Genomic DNA, 22,955 nt, shown 5'->3' on the forward strand with positions numbered 1-22,955 from the left:
AAAATTTTTCTAGTAAAAAGAAAAGGTAGAATTATTGAATTTAAAATCGTTTTTCCAAGATATTTTCCACTTTTTTTTATTTCTATTTTTTAAATTAATAATAAATACACCTAATGCACTAATAAATGTATTATTATAAAATAACAAAGGAATTTGATTGCGTAACCAAGGGGGAATATTGTTTTCTTGCCAAATTTTTTTAATTTTTCTTTTTTTATTTCTTCCTATAATTAAAATTTTACCTTCATATTGAAAACGAATATTAATTAATTCATTTGTTTTAGGTTGTGGAAGACTAATCCCTCTTTCATCTTGTATTAAATTTCCTAAATTATTAGGAAGAACTAATTTAGTAGTTATGTTGTGCCAAAATAAAAAAGTATTATTTATTTTTTTTTGTATTTTTAAAAAATATATTGATTGTTTATAACGTCTGATTTCGTGTTTACATAAAATTATTTTGGGATTTGCATCTGCACGACTGCAAACTATTTCATTATATATAGATTGAATTGTGTTATATGATGGCATTTTTATTGTTTGTAGTGCAAGCCATCGTCTAATATATGCAGTACATGTTTTTTTTTGAATGTTTTTAAAATATTTAATGTTTAAAGAGTTATCAAAGTTTATAAAATTTTGAATTTTTTCAAGAAGAAATTGATTTAGTAAGATTGTTTCTTCTCTACATATTTTTATCGTACGCAAACAGTTTTTTAAAAAAAATGGCCATTTTTTTTCTATTATCGGAATAATTTTATGCCTAATATAGTTACGATCGTAATGAGTTTCAAAATTACTAAAATCTTCAATCCAAGTTAAATTTTTACGTTTAGCCCATAATTGTAATTCTTTTTTTGTTTTATTTAAAAAAGGGCGAATAATTTTTTTTTGACCAAATATAGTTTCAAAAGACATACCAGAAAGACCAGTAGGACCACTGCCCCGTTTTAAAGATAAAAAAAATGTTTCACATTGATCGTTCATATGATGGCCGGTAAGAAGTATTTCTTCAGAAGATAAATTATGATACATAATGTTGTATCGTTTTATTCTCAATTTTTCTTCAGAATTGTTTTTATCTTGATGAAGATTTTTAATAGATAATGGTACAGAATTTTTTTTACAATGTTCTGTACAATGTTTGACCCATTTTTTAGAAGATAAAGTCAAATTATGATTGATGTGAATCGCACGTATTTTGATATCAGAAATGATTTTTTTTATCGCAATAAGTTTATAAAGTAAAACTGTAGAATCTAATCCACCACTATAAGCTATTACGAATGATTTGTTATTTGTGAGTGTTATAATTTTTCTTATCAAAAAAAACCTATTAAAATATTTTAATACGTTCGAGTGGACTTGAACCACTAACTTCTATCATGTCATGATAGTGCTCTAACCAATTGAGCTACGAACGTAAGAACTTAAATTTTTATTTAATGTTTTTAATATTTCAATTATATATTATTATTGATATAATATACAAATATTTTAATTAAAAATTGATATTTTTTTATTTATTTTCCGTTATGATATCATTAAAATTCTTAAAAAGATTAAAAGTATTATGCTGTTGAGGAAATGTTATGTTTACAGGTATTGTAAATGGAATTGCTAGTATTGTTTCTATAAAAAAGAAAAAAAAAATACATGTCATCACTGTGCAACTTCCATCTGTTTTATCTAAAAATTTAAAAATAGGTGATTCAATAGCACATAATGGATGTTGTTTAACTGTTAAGTCTATTGACTATGATTATATAACATGCGATGTCATACAGGAAACTCTAAAAAAGACTAATTTAGGGATTCTAAATATTGGAGATAAGATAAATATTGAAAGATCAGTGAAATATGGAGATGAAATTGGTGGTCACATAATATCTGGTCATGTGATGAATACAGTTAAAGTCACTAAAATATTAAAATTTGATAAAAATTATATTTTATGGTTAAAATTACAAGATAAAAATTTAATGAAATATATTTTTTATAAAGGATTTATTTGTATTGATGGAATTAGTTTGACTGTTGGAAATGTCTCTGAAAATGAATTTTCTATTAATCTAATACCTCAAACTTTATTGAGTACTACAATAGGTAGTAAAAAAAAAGGTAGTTTAATGAACATCGAAGTAGATTTTTATACTCGAACGATTGTAGATACTACTGAATATTTAATTAATACACAATCAATCATATTCAAAAGATAATAAAATATTAACATTATTTTTAAATAAAACTTATATAGAACAATATATGGATGATGGTTTTTATACATGAAACATTATTTTTTATTTTTTATATCTAATATATTAATTGATAATTTTATTTTAGTAAAGTTTCTTGGTTTATGTCCATTTTTAGGTTCTTCAAATAACTTAAAAACTGCTATTGGAATGAGTTTTGCAACTACCTTTGTTGTTTGTATGTCGTCAATTTTTTTATGGTTAGTAAATTTTTTCATTTTATTACCATTGGATATAACTTATTTAAAAATTATAGCTTATATGTTAATTATTTCATGTAGTGTTCAATTTTTAGAAATTGTATTACGTAATACTAGTCCTATATTATATAGGACACTTGGAATTTTTCTTCCTTTAATTACAACTAATTGCACAGTCTTAGCAATTCCATTATTTAACTTATATTCTAATTATACATTTTTAGAGTCTATATTTTATAGTATTAGTGCATCTTTGGGATTTACTTTAGTCATGATTATTTTTTCTTGTATACGTGAACGTATAGTTTTATCTGATATTCCTTTACCGTTTCAAGGTGCTCCTATTGTTTTAATTACTGTTAGTATGATGTCTATTATTTTTATGGGCTTTAAGGGTTTGGTAAAAATTTAATGATGCTAACGATTTTTATTTTTGCTATGATATCTTTTTTATTTGGAATCATATTAGGTTTTACTTCTTATAAATGTCAATTAAAAAAAGATCCCGTTATCGAATCTGTAAATGAATTATTACCTCAAAGTCAATGTGCGCAATGCGGATATCCTGGATGTTATCCCTATGCAACTGCAATAGTGAAAAATTCTGAAAAAATTAACAAATGTCTTCCTGGAGGAAGTAATGTTATATTAGAAATTTCTAATTTATTAAATATAGAAAAACCTATTAATAATGTTGTTATTAAAGATGTAAAAATATTTCATACAGTTGCATGGATTGATGAAGAAAATTGTGTAGGATGTTCAAAATGTGTTCTTTTTTGCCCAGTAGATGCAATTATTGGTGCACCAAATTTTATACATACAGTTTTACAAAATTTTTGTACAGGTTGTAATATTTGTTTATTACATTGTCCGACTAATTGTATCAAGATAAAAACAAGATAATTATGAATGTTATAAAATTATTATGTAACAAAAATATTTTAAAAAAAATTTTTTCAATAGCATTATGGAAAAAAACAATTTTTAGTTTTTTTAATATAAAAAAAAATATAATTTTCAAGGTGGTGTAAAATATTCATATAAAAAAAATAAACTAAATGATCATTTTTTACAAAAGTCACTTCTTCCTAAAATATTTTTTATTATGATTAAAGGTAATTTTAGTGATAAACAAATACGTGTAAAAGTAAATCAAAAAATATTGCGTGGACAACCCTTGATTTTTGGTAATGATAATATTGTTCCTGTTCATTCACCAACATCAGGTTGGATAAAAGATATTTCTTTTAGTTCTGATTTTACTGAAAATAAGAAGAAAATTTTAAAAATTGTAGTTGTACCAGATTATTTAGATCAATGGATCCGATTAAAACCTATTCAAAACTATAAACAATATACTTCTGAAAAATTAATTAAAAAAATTTATCAATCAGGTGTTGTGGGTCTTGGTGGTGCTGAATTTTCATCTGCAAAAAAATTAATGTTAGCTATGAATAAAGCACATACTTTGATTGTTAATGCTGTAGAAAGTGAACCATATATAACAGCAGATTATTGTCTAATAAATAATCATTTTAGTGACATCCTTATAGGATGTAAGATTATTTGTTGGATAAATTCAATTAAAATTGTTTTAATTGCAATTCAAGAAGATAAAATTGAATCTATTTTAAAAATTTCTCATTTAATTAAAAATGATTCATTATTTAAAATTTGTATCATCAAAAAAAAATATCCTGGAGGCAGTAGTAAAATTTTAGTAAAAGCCTTAACAGGTCAAGAAATACCTTATAATCAACATTCTATAGATATAGGATATCTTGTGTTCAATGTTGCGACAATATATGCTATCAAACAATCAGTTATTGATGGTAAACCTTTAACTGAACGAATTATTACTATTTTAAGTGATCGAGATTTTTTATCAGGAAATTTTTGGACTAGAATAGGCACTCCAATAAAACATTTTTTAAGTAATCAAGTAGATGAAAAAAATTTGGATTTAAGTGTATATTTAGGAGGTCCATTTATGGGAAAAAAAATAAATAACTTAAATTATTCAATACTAAAAACAAATAATTTTATTTTTTTTCGATTTAATACAATACAATATAAAAATACTATTAATTATCACTGTATTCGATGTGATTACTGTTCCAATGTATGTCCAGTAAATCTACTGCCCCAACAAATTTATTTATATGCTAAAAATAACATTCATGAAAAAACGAGAAAATATAATGTTTTAGATTGTATTGAGTGCAAAGCATGTGAAAAAGTTTGTCCGAGTTATATTCCGTTAGTGAAATTTTTTACAGAAGAAAAAAATATTCTCAAAAATATAAACATAGAAAAAAACTTTAAAAAGTCATCTTTTCTTCGTTTTAAAAAACGAGAAGAACGATTATTAGCTCAAAAAAAATTCATTAACAATAAAGATAAATATCTTCTCAATGAGAATAAAACAAAATCTATGCATGTCAAACATCAATATATAAATATTGCTGAAAAAAATCAACGAAAAGAAATAGTTGCTGCAGCGATAGCACGTATAAAACAAAAACAATAAACTTATTTATTCTTAATAGATGATATATAACCAATGATGTTTCCTAAAATATATTATGTTTCTAGTGTTAGAAAAATAATGTTTATAGTAATTGTAGCTTGTATTCCTGGCATAATTGCTAAATGTTATTTTTTTGGTAGTGCAAGTTTAATACAAATTTTTTTTTCTGTAATCGTTGCTTTATTATTAGAAACGATAGTATTAAAAATACGTCTAAAAACTATTAGAACTCATTTACAAGATAATTCTGCTATTTTGACTGGAGTTTTATTTGGATTGAGTATTCCTATTGTTCCTTGGTGGATGATAATTATTGGAATGTTTTTTGCTATTGTTATTGGAAAACATTTGTATGGTGGAATTGGCCAAAATATATTTAATCCAGCTATGTTAGGTTATGCGGTTTTATTAATATCTTTTCCAATTGAGATGAATAATTGGAACGAACGAAATTACGCTTTGTTTTCTTTAAATGAGATTCAACAGTCTTTAAATCTCATTTTTTTGAAATATTCTATTTTTAATATCGAAAATACTAATTTTTATTTAGTTCCTGATTTTTTTACTGAGGAAACACCTTTAAATAATTTTAAAATACAAAATCATTTAAAACATTTTTATCAAGTAGAAAATAATACACATCTAAATATTAATATTCAAAATAGCTGGCAATATATAAATATCAGTTTTTGTTTAGGAGGGATGTTTTTACTGTTCAAAAAAGTAATTTGTTGGCGTATTCCAATAAGTTTTTTAAGTGCTTTAGGAAGTATATCAATTATTTCTTTTTTTTATTCGAAAGAATTGTTTTTATCTCCTTTAATACATTTTTTTTCTGGAGGAACAATGATATGTGCTTTTTTTATTGCTACAGATCCAGTTACTACTTCTTGTACTAATTTAGGAAAGATAGTTTTTGGGATAATAATTGGTGTTCTGACCTGGGTTATTCGTAATTATAGCGATTATCCAGATGCAATAGCATTTTCAGTTTTATTCGCCAATATGCTAGTTCCACTAATTGATCATTGTACTCAAACATCTGGATATGGCCATAAAAATTCATCAAAATGTACATAAAAATATTAAAAAACGCTTTTTTAATTAGTTTTTTTTCTATTTTTTCTATTATTAGTATAATTTTAATAAATAAAATAACTGAAACTAAAATAGTTGATCAAAATCAAAAAAAAGAAGATCTTTTATTAGAAAAGCTTTTATCTCCGCAAGTGTTAAATAAATTTGAAAGAAAATTATACAAAGTAAAAAATAACTTTTTGGGAGATGATAAAACTCATAATTTATGGTTATTATTAGATAAAAAAAAGGAAGCACAAGGAGCTATTGTTGAAGCGAATGCTCCTGATGGTTATTCAGGTTCAATTCATATGTTAGTAGCGGCATATTTTGACGGTAAAATTATTGGAGTACGGATATTGTCTCATAAGGAAACTCCAGGAATCGGAGATAAAATTGAATTATCAATTTCTAATTGGATTACTAAGTTTTCTAATATTTATGTATCTTCTGAAGAAGATACTAGTTGTTTATTAAAAAAATATGGAGGAAAAATTGAACAATTTACAGGAGCTACAATCACTCCACAGGCAGTAAGTAATGCGGTGAAAAGAGCAGTTCTTTTTATTAAAAATATATCATCTATTTTAGATCTTGCGAATGAACATATTTATGACATGTAAAAATTTTTTAAAAAATAGATTATGGGAAAATAACGCATCTATTGTGCAATTATTAGGATTATGTCCAGTTTTAGCAATGACGACAAATTGTGTTAATGCGATAGGATTAGGAATAACAACTACTTTAGTCTTAATGATAACTAATACTTTAGTTTCTTGTTTTAAGAAATTTATACCTAAAAATTTAAGAATTCCTATTTATATGATATTAATTTCGTCTATTGTTACTGCTATAGAAATGTTAATTCATGCATATCAATTTAGTTTATATCAGTCATTAGGAGTTTTTATTCCATTAATAGTTACTAATTGTATTGTCTTAGGAAGAGCTGATATCATTGCATATAAAAGTTCTATATTGGTGTCTTTTTTTGATGGTTTTTTAATAGGTTTAGGTTCTACAATATCTATGCTTATAATTGGTATAATACGTGAAATATTAGGTAATGGAACATTATTTTTTGGTATAAATAAAATTATTTTAAATCTAGATGATTCTTTTTTTATTAAAATATTTGATAAACATGTTTCTGTAATTTTAGCTGCTTTACCCCCGGGTGGTTTTTTTATATTAGGTTCTATAATTGCTATTAAGAACAGCATAGATTTATATAATAAAAAAAAATTAATGTCTAGTCATTTTAGGTGTGTCTGTACAAGAAAAAATAAAAATATTTAATATGAATAAAGATAAACGTTATAAAATTTTATTACTGTTTTTAAAACATAATCCTAATCCTAAAATAGAGTTGATTTTTTGCTCAGATTTTGAATTATTGTTATCTGTAATGCTATCAGCTAAATCTACTGATATAATTGTGAATAAAACTACTAAAATATTATTTAAAATTGCGAATACACCTGAAGGTATTTTATCATTAGGTTTAAAACGTCTTGAAGAATATATTAAACATGTTGGTTTATATCATACTAAAGCATTAAATATTATTAAAACTTCTTATTTAATATTAACTCAATTTAAAGGGAAAATACCCAACACTCGCGATGAGTTAGAGTTGTTTCCTGGTGTAGGTAGAAAAACAGCTAATGTAATTTTAAATGTATTGTTTAAACAAAAAACTATTGCTGTTGACACACATGTTTTTAGAGTTTCTAATCGTACTAATTTTGCTAATGGTAAAAATGTTTTAGAAGTTGAAAAAAAACTAAATAAAGTAGTTCCTAGTACTTTTAAATCACAAATTCATTATTGGTTTGTTTTACATGGGAGATATGTGTGTACTGCACGAAAATTAAAATGTAATATTTGTTTAATACATAAATTATGTGAATTTAAAAAGAAAAACATTAATATATAGTTTATAGGTGTACATGTGATTATTGTAAACGTTGTTTTACCTTTTCCGATTCGACAATGTTTTAAATATATTATGTCTGCTGATTTAATGCCACCTATTATTGGCGGGCGAATAGTTGTTCCTTTTCGTTCTAAATATATAGTGGGAATTATAATTTCTATTTGTAAAACTCTAGAGAGAGATCAATTAAATTTAAAGCATGTTAAAAATTTAATTGATACTAAATCATGTTATAGTGATGTTTCATTAGAGATTTTAATATGGATTAGTAAAAATTATCACTGTCCTATTGGTAATTTGTTTTTTTCTGTTTTACCAAACATTTTACATAAAGATTATATTATAAAAGATCAGATTTTTTATCAATGGACTATTACAAATACAGGAAAAGAAAAAAATTTACTTACTTTAAAAAATAAGAAACAAGAATTTAATGCTTTATTGATTTTAAAAAAACATAGTATTTTAAACTCTGAATTAAAAAAATATAATTTATCTAGAAGAATTTTAAAAAATTTACAGATAAAAGGTTTATGTCAATTAAATGTTCTTCATCCAGAATCTTTTATTAAAAAACCTTTTTTTCAAATGAAAAAAAAACTTTTTTTAAATAAAAAACATACAATTTTTATTAGCAAAATATTGAAGAAAAAAAAATTTTCATGTTGGTTATATACTAAAAAAAGTTTATATGAAAAAATTAAATTTTATTTGAATTTTGTTCAATTAATATTAAATCAAAAATTGCAATTGTTAATATTAGTGCCGTATATTAAACATATACATGTAATTATATTTTTTTTAAAAAAATTTTTTGATGTTGGTATCGATATTATTCATTCAAATTTAACACATACTCAGTATTTCAAGAACTGGATAAAAATAAAAAATAGAGAAAGTTCTATTATTGTTGGTACGAAAAAAAGTGTTTTTTTGCCTTTTTTTAAATTAGGTGCTATTCTTATTTTTGAAGAACATAACTTAAATTATAAGAATACAGAAAAATGTAGATATCATGTTAAAGATATAGCAATATTAAGAGCATATAAAGAAAAAATACCTATAATTTTAGATTCAGAAACTCCTTCATTAAAAACTTTACATAATATTTTATGTAGAAAATATTTTAATATAAATATTAAAAAATATGATTATTCAGTACAATTTCATAAAAATATTATCAATCTTAAACGAGAAAAAGTAAAACTTGGTCTTTCTCTTTCTTTGATTAATCAGATTATTCAACATTGTAAGACAGGACAGGCGTTATTAATTTTTAATAAAAAAAGTTTTTTTTTCTTTGTGTTAAAGTGCAGTCAATGTCAATGGATATTTACATGTCATAATTGTAAAACTTATTTTGAATCTAACGAGTATAAAAATATTTTATTTTGTAAATTTTGTTTAATAAAAATTAAAAAACCATTATTTTGTTATAAATGTTATTCTTTATCTTTAATGGTAATAAATTTAAGTATAGAAAAATTAAAAAATATGCTACAGGATATTTTTCCTGATAAAAAAATATTTTTTTTGTTAAATAAAAACCACATAAAGAAAGAAATGTTTGATAAAACTTGTTTTGATTTTTTATTTTCTACTCCTTGTGTTATTTTTTCAACAGAAGAAATTGTTCAAAATTATTATTTTCCATATGTAACGCTAATTAGTTTACTTTGTATTGATAATTATTTTTTTTCTTTTGAATTTCGGAATATGGAATATTTTTTACAATTGTACTTTAATTTGATTCAATTAACTAAGTATAAAAAAAATTTACCTACAATTTCAGTACAAACATCATATTTAGAAAAGTCAATTTTAAATAATTTATCTGATAATAAGTATCACTTTTTTGCTAATGAAATATTATTAATAAGAAAAAAATTTCTTTTACCACCTTGGTGTTGTCAAATTATGATTTATTGTGAAAATGTAAATCCTGAAAAAAATATTATTTTTTTACAATTAATCAAAAATATGTTAAAAAAAAAATCTAATAAATATAATATTATTTTGTGGTTTTTTGGTCCAAATCCAGTTTTTTCATTAAAAACAAAAAAAATAATTTACCAATTACTAATTCAATCTTTGTCTCGTATGCAACTTAATAAGTTATTAAACGAATGTATACAAACAATAAATTTATTTTCTATTTCTAAAACAATAAAATGGTTTGTAGATATTGAACCTAATTAACATCTTAAATTATTTTTAATAAAGAAATATTTTTAAAAATTATATTTTATCAGAATAAGTTATATGAAAAGTATTTTTGATATTAACTTAAAAAAAGGTTTTTTAATGAGTCATTTTAATTTAATTAATACATTATATGATAGAGGTTTAATTTCTCATATTACGCATAAAGATAATTTACAAAAACTTCTTCAAAGTAATTTTATATCACTGTATTGTGGTTTTGATCCTACAGAAGAAAGTTTACATGTAGGTCATCTTTTACCTTTAATTGTACTGAAAAGATTTCAAATGTTAGGACATAAACCTATTGTATTAATAGGAGGAGCTACAAGTTTAATTGGAGATCCTAGTTTTAAACAAAAAGAGAGAGAATTTTACTGTAGTAAGAATATTGATATTTGGACAAAAAAAATTAGTAAACAAATTTCTTGTTTTTTAGATTTTAATTGTGGTCGAAATAGTGCTTTGTTATTAAATAACAATAAATGGTTTAAAAAAATCAATATTTTATCGTTTTTACGTGAAATTGGGAAATATTTTTCAATTAACACGATGATTAATCGTTCATCAGTTAAACAACGTATATCAAGACCAGATCAAGGTATTTCATTTACAGAATTTTCTTATAATTTATTACAAGCATATGATTTTTTTCTTTTAAATCAAATGCACGAAGTAAACTTACAAATTGGAGGAGCGGATCAGTGGGGTAATATTTCCGCAGGAATGCATTTAATAAATCGTAAATCTAAGAAAGAAGTGTATGGTTTGACAGTACCACTTCTTACTCAGTCTAATGGGGTTAAATTCGGTAAAACAGAATCAGGAACAATTTGGTTAGATGCTAATAAAACTAGCCCCTATAAATTTTATCAATTTTGGATGAATATAGAAGATAAAAATATTTATAATTTTTTAAAAATGTTTACTTTCATCAGTTTATCAGAAATTAAAAAAAAAGAAGAACAAAAATATATTGATAATAAAATTATTGAAGACAAAACTGATCTTGCAAAAAATATTACTCGTTTTATACATGGTGAAGAAAAATTATTAGCAGTGGAAAGAATTACAGAATTTCTTTTTTTAAAAGGTCTCCAAAATATTACAGAATCTGATCTTCAACAGTTAAAGCAAGATGGTATTCCCGCAATCAAGGTAGAAAAAAAAATAAAAGATTTACAAGAAGCATTAGTATTAGCTTCATTAGCTACTTCTAGAACACAAGCTAAAAATATGATTTTTGCAAATGCTATATCTATTAATACTCAAAAAATTAAAATCAACCATCTATTTAAAAATCAAGATAAATTATTTGGAAAATTTACTTTATTATCTAGAGGAAAAAAAAATCACTGTTTGATTTGCTGGTAAGTTTTTTAACTAATAGAAAAACTTTCACCACAACCACAAAATCTTTCTATTTTAGGATTAGTAAATTTAAATATTTTATTAATATTATTTTTTACAAAATCTATTTCAATTCCCTCTAAAAGAGACATTTCATTAGAATAAACACAAATAAAAATGTTTTGATAAAAAAAAGTGATTTCTTTTTTATTTTTTTCTTTTTTTGATTCTGATTTTTTAATTAATGTCATAGTATAACGAAATCCTGCACATCCAGATTTTTTGATACTTAATCTTATTCCTTTATTATCAGAATGTGATTCTATTAAAAATAAAATTTGTTTTATTGCATTTTTAGTAATTGAAATTCCTTTCCATTCATTTTTTTTCGGAACGTAAGTGTTAATATTATATTTTTTCATAATTTTTTTCGTTTTAAAAAAATATTAGTTAAAAACCTTTTCAGGGTTAATTTAATTGTATAAATTTGTATATTCAATAATGTTATTTTTATTAATTATTTTACAAAATTTAATGTTATAATTTTTTTACAGAAATTTTTGTGTCTCATTAAATTAAATTAATTTTTACAAAAATCATTTATAATGTAAAAATATTGAGGTAAAGTAATTATATGCAAAATCCAAAAGAAAAAATAGATTTATCGCAATCTATTTTATCACTAATATTTATTTTTGCTATGAGCGTAATAAGCTTTTTAGTAATCCATCCATTTATATTAGGCTTTTCTTGGGCTAGCATGATTGTAATTGCCACTTGGCCACTGATGTTAAAGATACAAAATATTTTATGGGGTAAACGTTTATTTGCAGTATTAAGTATGATTATTATTTTGCTTTTATTATTTATAATTCCAGTTTTTTTTGTAGTAAATAGTTTGATTGCAACGAGTATACCTTTAATTCATTGGTTTAGCTCCAATACTTTAGAATTTCCAGAGCTTATTTGGCTTCAAGATATTCCTTTAATTGGTAAAAAAATATTTATTAGTTATCAAGAATTATTAGAGGGCGATGGAGGTGAGCTAATTCGAGAAATTAAACCTTACATGGGACGTACAACTGAGTTTTTTATTAGTCAAGCTAAAAATTGTGGCTTGTTTTTTATGCATTTAATATTAATGTTATTTTTTAGTATTATTTTATATTGGAATGGTGAAAAAGCAAGTAATGCTATACGTCGTTTTGCATTACGTCTCAGTTTAAAAAACGGAGATGCTATTATTTTACTGGCAGTACAAGCAGTAAGAGCAGTTGCATTAGGTGTAGCAGTCACTGCTTTAATTCAAGCTGTTTTATCTGGCATAGGATTATTAATTTCTGGGGTTCCATATTGGGCATTATTAATGATAATTATTGTTTTTTCTTGCTTAATACAATTAGGTCCCTTACCAATTCTAGTACCTTCAATTATATGGCTTTATTGGAACAATAGTACGACTTGGGGTACAATACTATTAATTTGGAGTTGTCTTGTTTTTATATTAGATCATATATTGAGACCTTTTTTTATACGTATGGGTGCTGATTTTCCTATTTTACTAATTTTATCTGGAGTTATTGGTGGTTTATTAGCGTTTGGAATGATAGGTGTGTTTGTTGGACCTGTAGTATTGGTAATATTTTATCGTTTAATAATATCATGGATTTATGGTATTTCCATTGCTTCTTTTTTAAAGAACCCATCTTCTTTAAAAGAAAAACATTAATACTAATCATATTAGACAACGTCAATATATTTAATTAAATATAGTCATAAAATATGATAATATAAATAACAGTTTAATTGTATATAATAATTTTTAATCAAACAACTAATATATTTATGTTATTTACAGTTTACTAATTAGAACTTTTTTTCTTAAAAATTTAAAAAATTTTCTATAGATGATATTTATAAAATATTAGAAATTTCAATGTATAATTATTTAGTTTTTTATAATTTTTTATCACATCTTGTTATTCTTTCTAGAAAAAATTCATTTAGAGAAAAAAATGAAAAAAACAGATGAACTACGTACAATACGCATTGATCCATTAGTAACGCCATCTGAATTAGCAAAACAATATTCTATTACTTCAGATATCATGGACAACGTCATTACAACTAGACAAAATATTGCTCGTATTATGACTGGAAAAGATTCTCGATTACTAGTTATAATAGGTCCATGCTCAGTCCATGATCCTATTGCAGCAGTAGAATACGCACATCGATTGTATGAATTACGTGTCAAATATAAAGATCGTCTTGAAATTATAATGCGTACATATTTTGAAAAACCGAGAACAGTTGTTGGATGGAAGGGATTAATTTCAGATCCAGATTTAAATGGTAGTTTTCGAGTAAATCACGGTTTAGCAGTAGCTCGTAAGTTATTGTTAGATATTAATGCCTTAGGAATGCCTGCAGCAACAGAATTTCTTGATATGGTAATAGGGCAATTTATTGCTGATTTAATCAGTTGGGGTGCTATTGGTGCTAGAACGACAGAAAGTCAAATTCATAGAGAAATGGCTTCCGCTCTTTCATGTCCAGTAGGGTTTAAAAATGGTACAGATGGAAACATACGCATTGCAATTGATGCAATTCGTGCAGCAAGGGTACGTCATTTGTTTTTAGCCCCTAATAAAGATGGCCAAATGACAATTAATCATACTAGTGGTAATCCATATGGACATATCATTATGCGTGGTGGTAGCACTCCTAATTATCATGCTGATGATATTAAGTCTGCAGTAAAATATTTACGTGAATTCAATTTATCAGAATACTTAATGATTGATTTTAGTCATGGCAATTGTTTAAAGGAACATCTTCGCCAAAAAGATGTTGCCAAATCTGTTTCATATCAAATTTCTCATGGTTCTAAATCTATATTTGGAGTTATGATTGAAAGTTTCTTACAAGAAGGTTTTCAAACAGTAATCGATAATCAACCATTAGTTTATGGACAATCAATTACTGATCCTTGTTTAAATTGGGAAGATAGCACTTTAATTATTAAACAATTAGCAGATGCTGTAGACACTCGTTTTTAGCTGATATGCTAGTCAAAAATATTTGACTAGCATATTTTTTATACAAAAATTTTTTATATGAAAATAAATGGTATCATAAACATTTATTTCTTTAAATCATGAACAATTAAAATTTTTATTAAGGATTTAAGAATGCCTGTAGTGAAATTTTGTGATGGAAGTCATCAAGTATACGAGCATTCAGTTTCGTTGATAGATATTATCAAAAATAAAAACCCTAACATAATCAAATCTCTTTTTGCAATTTCTGTTAATAATAACTTTTCACATTTAAACACTTTAATAACAGAAGATTCTTATATAGAATTCATCAACCAGAAACATCATAAAGCTGTAAATTTAATTCGATATTCTTGTATACATTTACTAAATTACGCAGTTAAAAACATCTGGCCGACTGCCAAAATCGCGGAAAGTAATATTTCAAAAAATGGTTTTTATTCTGATATAGATTTAGATGATAAAATTTCAGAAAATGATTTGATTTTATTAGAAAATCATATGAAAAAACTTGTGAATAAAAAATATGATATTTTTAATAAAAAAGTCTCTTTTACTGAGGCGATCAAAATATTTCAACAACGTTCTGAAAAATATAGAATATTATGCATTAATAAAAAAATTAATTTTAACAAGAATATTTCTTTATATTATCACGAAAATTATGTAGATATTGATATAGGAATGCAAATTTTTAACATAAAATTTTGCAAATATTTTAAGTTAAACAAACTTGGAGGTGTGTACTGGAAAGGAGATAGTAAAAATAAAATGTTAAAACGCATTTATGGTACAGCTTGGTCTCACAAAAAAGAGTTAGATGAACATTTAAGTTATGTAAATGAATTAGAAAAAAGAGACCATAGAAAAATCGGAAAATTTTTAGATATGTACCATATGCAAGAAGAGTCTCCAGGTATGATTTTTTGGCATCATAATGGTTGGATTGTTTTTAATGAATTACGTAATTTTGTTCGAGTAAAATTAAAATATTATCAATATAAAGAAGTTAAAACTCCGTTATTAATGGATAAAATTGTGTGGGAAAAAAGTGGACACTGGGACAATTATAAAAATTCAATGTTTACCACATTATCAGAACATCGAGAATATTGTATTAAACCCATGAATTGTCCAGGACATGTTCAAATCTTCAATAGCACATTAAAGTCTTATCGAGATTTACCTATTCGTATGGCAGAATTTGGCAGTTGTCATCGTAATGAATCTTCCGGTTCTTTACATGGTCTTATGAGAGTCCGAAATTTTACTCAAGATGACGCACATATATTTTGTACCCGAGAACAAGTACGTTCTGAGATAAATGATTGTATTAAAATGATATATGATTTATATAGTATTTTTGATTTTAATAAAATCTTAGTAAAACTGTCAACAAGACCAAAGAAACGTATTGGTAACGATGTAATTTGGGATCAAGCAGAAAAAGATTTATCTGATATGCTAATTGAAAATCATTTATCATTTGAATATCAATCAGGTGAAGGTGCTTTTTATGGACCTAAAATTGAATTTATTTTACAAGATTCTTTAAAAAGAAATTGGCAATGTGGAACAATTCAACTTGATTTTTATCTTCCTATACGTTTAAATGCATTTTATATTAATGAAAATAATGAACGTAAAGAACCAGTAATCATTCATAGAGCTATATTAGGTTCGATAGAACGATTCATTGGAATATTAATTGAAGAATGCTCAGGTAATTTACCAACTTGGTTGTCTCCAGTACAGATTGTTATTATTAGCGTTTCTGATATTAGTATAGAATATGTTAAAAAGTTATCTAAGAAATTTCTTGATGTTAATATTCGTATAGAATCTGATTTAAGGAATGAAAAAGTCGGTTTTAAAATTCGTGAACATACATTACGTCGGATTCCTTATATATTAGTTTGTGGGGAAAAAGAAATGAAATTTAATAAAATTTCTGTGAGAAATAGAAATGGTCATAATTTTAATATGATTGATAGTAATATTTTTATTAAAAAATTACAAAAAGAAATTTTGATGCGTAATTTTTATCAAATGGAGGAATAAGGTATTAAAGGTGGAAAACGAATTCAATTAACACGTCCGAATCGTATCAATAATGAAATACGCGCGACTAAAGTGCGTCTTACAGGAATTGAAGGCGATCCAGTTGGTATTGTTAATTTACGTGATGCTTTAAAAAAATCAGAAGAATTAGGACTAGATTTAGTCGAAATTAGTCCAAATGCTGCACCACCAGTTTGTCGTATTATGGATTATGGAAAATTCCTTTACGAAAAAAGTAAATCTTCTAAAGAGCAAAAGAAAAAACAAAAAGTGATTCAAATAAAAGAGATAAAATTTCGTCCTGGAACAGATAAAAGTGATTATCAAGTTAAATTACGAAATTTAATACGTTTCTTAGAAGATGGTGATAAAGTTAAAATAACTTTACGATTTAGAGGTCGTGAAATGGCACATCAAAAAATAGGAGTGAATGTTCTGAATAGAGTGAAAAATGATTTAAGTGAATTAGCAATAGTTGAATCATTTCCGTCTAAAATTGAAAGTCGTCAAATGATAATGATTTTAGCACCGAAGAAAAAATAGTATTTTTTTGTATACAAAAACATACAACTTGTTTGTAATCAGCTTTATATTTGTCTTTTTATCATTTAAATAAAATATCTTATGCCAAAAATTAAAACTTTAAAAAGTGCAGCAAAAAGATTCAAAAAAACTGCATCTGGTGAATTTAAGCGTAAACAAGCTAATTTACGTCATATTTTAACAAAAAAAACGACAGCAAAAAAACGTCATTTACGTCCTAAGATTTTAGTAGCTAAAGGAGATATAAAAAAAGTAAAATCTTTTTTACCATATGCGTAAATTTATTTGATTTTTTTGAGATTTTACGGAAAGGAGAACATAAATGGCTCGTGTAAAACGTGGTGTGACTTCTCATGCTCGTCATAAAAAAATATTAAAACAAGCCAAAGGTTATTATGGAGCACGTTCTCGTGTATACAGAGTAGCCTATCAAGCAGTAATAAAAGCTGGACAATATGCTTATCGTGATAGACGTCAAAGAAAAAGACAGTTTCGTCAATTATGGATTTCACGTATTAACGCAGCTGTTCGTCAAAGTCAGATGTCTTATAGTAAATTTATGTATGGTTTAAAAAAAGCATCAATTAAAATAGACCGAAAAATTTTATCTGATATTGCTATATTTGATATATTTTCATTTAACGAACTAGTAAAAAAATCCAAAGAAGCTTTTTTATAAATAATATATTTCAAAGTTTTTTTAGAGGGGAATGTTTATCTCCCCTCCTCGAAAAAAGATATTGTTACAAAACATATTATTTAATTAATATTTTTAAATCTATATTGATTAAAAAAATATTAGTTAAAAAAAAGCTTCCTTTATGGAAGCTTTTTTACTATCACATTGAATATATTATCAAAATAAAATTACAATAAGAACATTAAGATGTTAAATTTAAAAAAATTATTAAATAGTATTGAAATCAATATAAAGAATTCTACAAATAAAGAAGAATTAGATAAAGTGAGAATCAAATATTTAGGAAAAAAAGGTATTTTAACTTCTTATATGAAACATTTAAAATATTTTTCTTCAGAAGAAAAGAAAAAATATTGCTTTACTATTAATCAAATAAAACAAAAAGTCATTTTTCATATTAACGCAAAAAATAAAATATTAGATAAAATTATATTAAATCAACGTATCAAAAAAGAAAAAATTGATGTCTCTCTCCCCGGTCGTCGTATTGAACATGGTTCTTTACATCCTATAACACATACTATTAGTTGTATAAAACATTTTTTTTTAAAGATAGGTTTTCAATCTGTTAATAGTCCTGAAATAGAAGATGAATATCATAATTTTGATGCTTTAAATATTCCTAAAAATCATCCAGCTAGAGATAGTCATGATACTTTTTGGTTTGATAGTAATAGACTATTGCGAACTCAAACTTCCAATATGCAAATTCGTATTATGAAAAAAGAAAAACCCCCTATTAGATTGATTTTTCCTGGAAAAGTGTATCGTAACGATCATGATCATACACATACACCTATGTTTCATCAAGTAGAAGGATTAATAGTTGATAAAAACATAAATTTTGCAAATTTAAAATGGATTATTTACAATTTTTTGTATGATTTTTTTAAAACTAAAATTTCTATTCAGTTTCGACCATCATATTTTCCTTTTACCACGCCTTCTGCAGAAGTAGATATTATAGATGATAAAGGAAAAGCATTAGAAATACTCGGGTGTGGTATGGTACATCCTATTGTTTTAAAAAATGTAAATATTAATTCTAATATATATTCTGCTTGTGCCTTTGGAATAGGAATTGAAAGAATTGCAATGTTACGTTATGGAATTACTGACATTCGCTGTTTTTTTGAAAATGATGTAAGATTTTTAAAACAATTCCAGTATAATTGGTGAGGTAAAATGAAATTTAGTGAAACATGGTTACGTGAATGGATAAATATAAAAATTGATAGTAATATTTTATACAATCAAATTTCTAGTTCTGGTATAGAAATAGAATATGTAAAAAAATTTGAACCGATTTTTAATGGTATCATAGTTGGTAAAGTTATTGAATGTAGAACGCATGAAAAATTAAATAACTTGAAAATAATAAAAGTAGATGTAGGCACTACTAATATACTAAATATCGTTTGTGGAGCATCTAATTGTCGTTATGGTATTAAAGTAGCGGTGGCGCTTGTTGGCTCTAGTTTACCTAAAAATATAAAAATTGAAAAAAAAATTTTACACGGAGAAATATCTGAAGGGATGTTATGTTCTTTTTTTGAATTAGGTATGTTTTATACTGATAAAATTATTGAGTTACCTCAAGATATATCTATAGGATCTAATGTTAATGATCATTTATTATTGAAAGATAATATTATTAAAATCTCTACTACTTCTAATCGTCCAGATGGATTAAGTATTTTAGGATTATCACGTAATATTGCTGCTTTGAATAATGTTAAAATGTCACCTTTACAATATAAATCTATTTCTCTACAAACTCAAAAAAAAATTGATATTTACGTTAAGTCTAAAAGAGAGTCTATCAACTATTTTGGAAGAGTTATTGAAGATATCAATATTAATGTTGAAACTCCATTTTGGATAAAAAAGAAATTATTTTTTTCCGATATTTTATTAGTAGATGTTATTACAGATATTATTCATTATATTTTAATTGAGATTGCTCAACCTTTAAATGTATTAGATTTTAATAAAATTGATGATTTTATCGTAATTCGGCATGCTAATAACAAAGAAAATATTTTTTTGAAAGATAATACTAAATTACATTTAAATGAAAAATGTTTAGTGATCTCTGATAAAAATAAAATATTATCTATTCCTGGAAATATTAATTCTTATATTGCAGATATTAATAAAAATACTAAAAATATATTTTTAAGTTCTCTTTATGTTAATAAAAAATCAATTTCTTATATTATAAGAAATATAAAATCTAATCAAATATTAGAATATTATAATTATGGTATTGACGTATCTCTTCAAAAATATGCTATTGAATATGCAACTGATTTAATTTTAAAAATATGTGGTGGTAAACCGGGTCCTATTGTTGAAATTAATCATTTGACTATGAATTCATTTTCATTTAACAAACATATAAGATTGTATTATGAAAATTTAAATAAAAAAGTAGGATGCTTAATCGATAGTAAAGTTGTTACAAACATTTTATATAATCTTGATTATCAAATCATTTGTGAGAAAAAATACTGTGATGTTATCCCACCAAAATGGCGATTTGATATATTGATTGAAGAAGACGTAATAGGTGATCTACTGCGAATATATAGATATGATAATATTCCATTAAAACCATTAAAAGAATCTTTAAATTTTAGAAAACAAACTGATTTAACCGATTTTTTATTAGATAGATTTTCTATTATTTTAATTAATAAAGGTTATAATGAAATTATTACTTATGGTTTTATTGATCCTAAAATACATGAATTGATGTTTTTAAACAAAAAAAAATTGTTATTATCAAATCCTATTTCTCAAGACATGTCATGTATGCGTATATCTCTATGGCCTGGTTTGCTTAAAACTCTTTCTTATAATAAAAATCGTCAGCAAAAAAATATTCGTTTTTTTGAAACTGGACTTTGTTTTTCGATAAAAGAAGAAAAAGAACTTGGTGTTCAACAGGAAATGTTTTTAGCAGCTATCATTAGTGGTGATTATACTAAAGAAAATTGGTGTTGTAAAAAAAGATCAGTGGATTTTTATGATTTAAAAGGTGATTTAGAATGTATATTAGAATCTATTATTGAATTAGATGATGTACAATTTAAACATGAAATTATACCTGGTTTACATCCAGAGCAAAGTGCATCAATATATTTTAACAATAGTTGTATTGGTAGTATCGGTGCAGTAGATCCAAGATTAGAAAAAAAATTAAATGTCAACAGTTCTACATTTTTATTTGAAATATCATTAAATAATTTTTCAAAAATTAAATCATCATTAAAAATTGAAAAAATTTCAAAATTTCCCACTAGTCGACGTGATCTTGCAATATTAATATCGAAAGATATCGCTGTTTCTGAGATTATTAATGCATGTAAAAAATTTTTTATTAATAAGAAAGTGGAAATAAATTTATTTGATATATATTCTGGACCAGAACTTTTTAATCAGACTCAAAGTTTAGGTATCAGCTTTGTCTTTCAAAATATGAAAAAAAATTTAAAAGAAAATGAAATTAATTTAATGATACATGATTGTATAGGACTCTTAAAAAGAAAATTTCAAGTTATTTTAAGGAAATAAATTAATGGTACTTACAAAAGCTGAAATTTCAGAAAATTTATTTGAAAAATTACAATTAAGTAAACAAGATTCAAAAAAATTTGTAGAGTTTTTTTTCGAAGAAGTTAGACTTTCATTAGAAAAAGGAGAAGATGTTAAATTATCTGGGTTTGGAAATTTTGAAGTAAAAGATAAAAAAGAACGTCCTGGTAGAAATCCTAAAACAGGTGAAGTAGTTTTAATTACCGCTAGACGAGTAGTTACTTTCAAAGCCGGTCAAAAATTAAAAAATAGAGTTCAAAATTATTTAACAAAAAAAAACAGTAGTACTTATTCTTAATAAAATGATTTTATTTTTTTAAAAGAATTAAATAATGAAACTTTCTGATTTTTATTTTAATTTACCAAAATCACTGATATCTTTCTACCCTTATTTTAATCGAAGCGAATGTCGTTTAATGCTTGTAAATGGACACACTGGAACAATATCTCATAAACGTTTTTTTAACATTATTGATGAAATCAATCCAGGTGATTTAATTATTTTAAATGATACTAAGGTTATGCCAGCTCGATTTTTCGGATATAAAGAAAGTGGCGGTAAAATTGAATGTTTAGTTGAACGAATATTAAGTGATCAAACAATTTTAGTCACTATCAAAAATAGTAAATACATTAAGGTTGGAACTCATATTTTTTTAGGTCCTAACAATCAAATTAAAAGTTCTATTATAGAATATAAAAATTCTTTTTTTAAAATTCTATTTCATAAAAATAACTTTACCTGTATTGATATTATCAACCGTTTTGGGCAAATTCCATTACCCCCTTATATTAAAAGATCTATAAGTACATTAGATATAAATTTATATCAAACAGTATATAACAAAAAAACAGGATCTGTTGCAGCACCTACTGCTGGATTACATTTTAATGTTCAATTATTAGAAAATTTAGACAAAAAAGGTGTAAATATAGAATATTTAACACTTCATATAGGTTCCGGTACTTTTCAACCTATCAGAACAATGACGATCAAAGATCATGTGATGCATTCGGAATTAGTTGAAGTCTCTTCTTTATTGATTAAAAAAATTCAATCATGTAAAAAAAAAGGTGGTCGTATTATTGCAGTAGGAACAAGTACATTACGTGCTTTAGAAAGTGCATATAATTCACTTGAATGGAATAATGTAAAGACATTTATAGGAGAGACAAGTATTTTTATATATCCTGGTTACAAACATAATGTAGTTGATGCTTTGATTACTAATTTTCATGTTCCTGAATCTACATTAATTATGTTAGTTGCTTCATTTTTAGGATATCAGAATACAATAAATGCTTATCATGAAGCTATAAAAAAAAAATATAGGTTTTTTAGTTATGGAGATGCAATGTATATTACTTATAATAAATTAGCTCCATATGAAAAGATTTTATCTTAAAATATAATACGAAAAATGGAAAAA

General features: G+C 24.6%; 21 protein-coding genes, 1 tRNA gene and 1 pseudogene. 20 read left to right on the top strand and 3 right to left on the bottom strand.

The annotated features are described in order from the left end of the window. Window positions 1–9 precede the first annotated feature (9 nt). Together tilS and ATN01_RS00550 are read right to left on the bottom strand one after the other, a co-directional pair. Window positions 10–1,326: a tRNA lysidine(34) synthetase TilS gene (gene tilS / locus ATN01_RS00545; RefSeq protein ID WP_075433171.1), complete on the bottom strand. Its 1,317-nt coding sequence runs from the start codon at window positions 1,324–1,326 to the stop codon at window positions 10–12. 24 nt (window positions 1,327–1,350) lie between these two features. Further along, window positions 1,351–1,424, bottom strand: a tRNA-Val gene (locus ATN01_RS00550). A gap of 168 nt (window positions 1,425–1,592) precedes the next feature. On the opposite strand from ATN01_RS00550, the gene ATN01_RS00555 reads away from it, so the two are divergent. The 10 genes and pseudogenes from ATN01_RS00555 (at window position 1,593) to tyrS (ending at window position 11,583) form a co-directional block, all read left to right on the top strand. Further along, window positions 1,593–2,219 (top strand): riboflavin synthase subunit alpha, encoded by a 627-nt coding sequence (locus tag ATN01_RS00555; RefSeq protein ID WP_075433172.1) that lies wholly within the window; start codon window positions 1,593–1,595, stop codon window positions 2,217–2,219. A 66-nt stretch (window positions 2,220–2,285) separates the two neighbouring features. Further along, on the top strand, window positions 2,286–2,867 hold the full coding sequence (gene rsxA / locus ATN01_RS00560) for an electron transport complex subunit RsxA (protein WP_075433173.1): 582 nt from the start codon (window positions 2,286–2,288) through the stop codon (window positions 2,865–2,867). Window positions 2,868–2,869: 2 nt separating this feature from the next. Then, entirely contained in the window at window positions 2,870–3,361 is a 492-nt protein-coding gene (gene rsxB, locus ATN01_RS00565; protein WP_075433603.1) for an electron transport complex subunit RsxB, read from the top strand. Window positions 3,362–3,476: 115 nt separating this feature from the next. After that, window positions 3,477–4,988: pseudogene (gene rsxC, locus ATN01_RS00570) on the top strand (electron transport complex subunit RsxC); the annotation flags it as partial. Window positions 4,989–5,021: 33 nt separating this feature from the next. Then, a complete protein-coding gene (locus ATN01_RS00575; protein WP_075433174.1) occupies window positions 5,022–6,068 on the top strand; it encodes an RnfABCDGE type electron transport complex subunit D in 1,047 nt (348 codons plus the stop codon). Beyond that, entirely contained in the window at window positions 6,059–6,688 is a 630-nt protein-coding gene (gene rsxG, locus ATN01_RS00580; RefSeq protein ID WP_075433175.1) for an electron transport complex subunit RsxG, read from the top strand. Before ATN01_RS00575 ends, rsxG begins: the two co-directional genes overlap by 10 nt. Beyond that, window positions 6,678–7,367 (top strand): electron transport complex subunit E, encoded by a 690-nt coding sequence (locus ATN01_RS00585; protein WP_075433605.1) that lies wholly within the window; start codon window positions 6,678–6,680, stop codon window positions 7,365–7,367. The genes rsxG and ATN01_RS00585 overlap by 11 nt, the downstream gene beginning before the upstream one ends. A 1-nt stretch (window position 7,368) precedes the next feature. Then, entirely contained in the window at window positions 7,369–8,007 is a 639-nt protein-coding gene (gene nth / locus ATN01_RS00590) for an endonuclease III (protein ID WP_075433604.1), read from the top strand. A 15-nt stretch (window positions 8,008–8,022) separates the two neighbouring features. Then, complete coding sequence (gene priA, locus ATN01_RS00595; protein ID WP_075433176.1) at window positions 8,023–10,206, top strand: replication restart helicase PriA; 2,184 nt, start codon at window positions 8,023–8,025, stop codon at window positions 10,204–10,206. Between the two features lie 105 nt (window positions 10,207–10,311). Continuing rightward, window positions 10,312–11,583: a tyrosine--tRNA ligase gene (gene tyrS, locus ATN01_RS00600; RefSeq protein ID WP_075433606.1), complete on the top strand. Its 1,272-nt coding sequence runs from the start codon at window positions 10,312–10,314 to the stop codon at window positions 11,581–11,583. A gap of 5 nt (window positions 11,584–11,588) precedes the next feature. On the opposite strand, the gene ATN01_RS00605 is transcribed toward tyrS, so the two are convergent. Next, window positions 11,589–11,981 (bottom strand): iron-sulfur cluster assembly accessory protein, encoded by a 393-nt coding sequence (locus tag ATN01_RS00605; RefSeq protein ID WP_075433177.1) that lies wholly within the window; start codon window positions 11,979–11,981, stop codon window positions 11,589–11,591. A 212-nt stretch (window positions 11,982–12,193) separates the two neighbouring features. Here ATN01_RS00605 and ydiK point away from each other — a divergent pair, with 212 nt between their 5' ends. The 10 genes from ydiK to queA all read left to right on the top strand — a co-directional run bounded on the left by ydiK (window position 12,194) and on the right by queA (window position 22,931). Then, window positions 12,194–13,288, top strand: a complete 1,095-nt coding sequence (ydiK, locus tag ATN01_RS00610) for an AI-2E family transporter YdiK (protein WP_075433178.1) — start codon at window positions 12,194–12,196, stop codon at window positions 13,286–13,288. 286 nt (window positions 13,289–13,574) lie between these two features. Further along, on the top strand, window positions 13,575–14,621 hold the full coding sequence (locus ATN01_RS00615; RefSeq protein ID WP_075433179.1) for a 3-deoxy-7-phosphoheptulonate synthase: 1,047 nt from the start codon (window positions 13,575–13,577) through the stop codon (window positions 14,619–14,621). A 132-nt stretch (window positions 14,622–14,753) separates the two neighbouring features. Then, window positions 14,754–16,682 carry a threonine--tRNA ligase gene (thrS, locus tag ATN01_RS00620; RefSeq protein ID WP_075433180.1) on the top strand — a complete coding sequence of 643 codons (1,929 nt, stop codon included), beginning with the start codon at window positions 14,754–14,756 and terminating at the stop codon, window positions 16,680–16,682. A gap of 3 nt (window positions 16,683–16,685) precedes the next feature. Next, window positions 16,686–17,225 carry a translation initiation factor IF-3 gene (gene infC / locus ATN01_RS00625; RefSeq protein WP_075433181.1) on the top strand — a complete coding sequence of 180 codons (540 nt, stop codon included), beginning with the start codon at window positions 16,686–16,688 and terminating at the stop codon, window positions 17,223–17,225. An 81-nt stretch (window positions 17,226–17,306) separates the two neighbouring features. Beyond that, entirely contained in the window at window positions 17,307–17,504 is a 198-nt protein-coding gene (gene rpmI, locus ATN01_RS00630; protein ID WP_075433182.1) for a 50S ribosomal protein L35, read from the top strand. Between the two features lie 43 nt (window positions 17,505–17,547). Beyond that, complete coding sequence (gene rplT, locus ATN01_RS00635; protein ID WP_075433183.1) at window positions 17,548–17,904, top strand: 50S ribosomal protein L20; 357 nt, start codon at window positions 17,548–17,550, stop codon at window positions 17,902–17,904. Between the two features lie 207 nt (window positions 17,905–18,111). Beyond that, window positions 18,112–19,104 carry a phenylalanine--tRNA ligase subunit alpha gene (gene pheS, locus ATN01_RS00640; protein WP_075433184.1) on the top strand — a complete coding sequence of 331 codons (993 nt, stop codon included), beginning with the start codon at window positions 18,112–18,114 and terminating at the stop codon, window positions 19,102–19,104. A 6-nt stretch (window positions 19,105–19,110) separates the two neighbouring features. Next, complete coding sequence (gene pheT, locus ATN01_RS00645; protein WP_075433185.1) at window positions 19,111–21,504, top strand: phenylalanine--tRNA ligase subunit beta; 2,394 nt, start codon at window positions 19,111–19,113, stop codon at window positions 21,502–21,504. Between the two features lie 4 nt (window positions 21,505–21,508). Next, the gene (locus ATN01_RS00650; protein WP_075433186.1) at window positions 21,509–21,823 is read left to right on the top strand and encodes an integration host factor subunit alpha; all 315 of its coding nucleotides are present in this window, start codon (window positions 21,509–21,511) and stop codon (window positions 21,821–21,823) included. A 34-nt stretch (window positions 21,824–21,857) separates the two neighbouring features. Continuing rightward, window positions 21,858–22,931, top strand: a complete 1,074-nt coding sequence (queA, locus tag ATN01_RS00655) for a tRNA preQ1(34) S-adenosylmethionine ribosyltransferase-isomerase QueA (RefSeq protein WP_075433187.1) — start codon at window positions 21,858–21,860, stop codon at window positions 22,929–22,931. Window positions 22,932–22,955 lie beyond the last annotated feature (24 nt).

This window comes from Buchnera aphidicola (Diuraphis noxia), from assembly GCF_001700895.1.
Lineage (GTDB): Bacteria > Pseudomonadota > Gammaproteobacteria > Enterobacterales > Enterobacteriaceae > Buchnera > Buchnera aphidicola_D.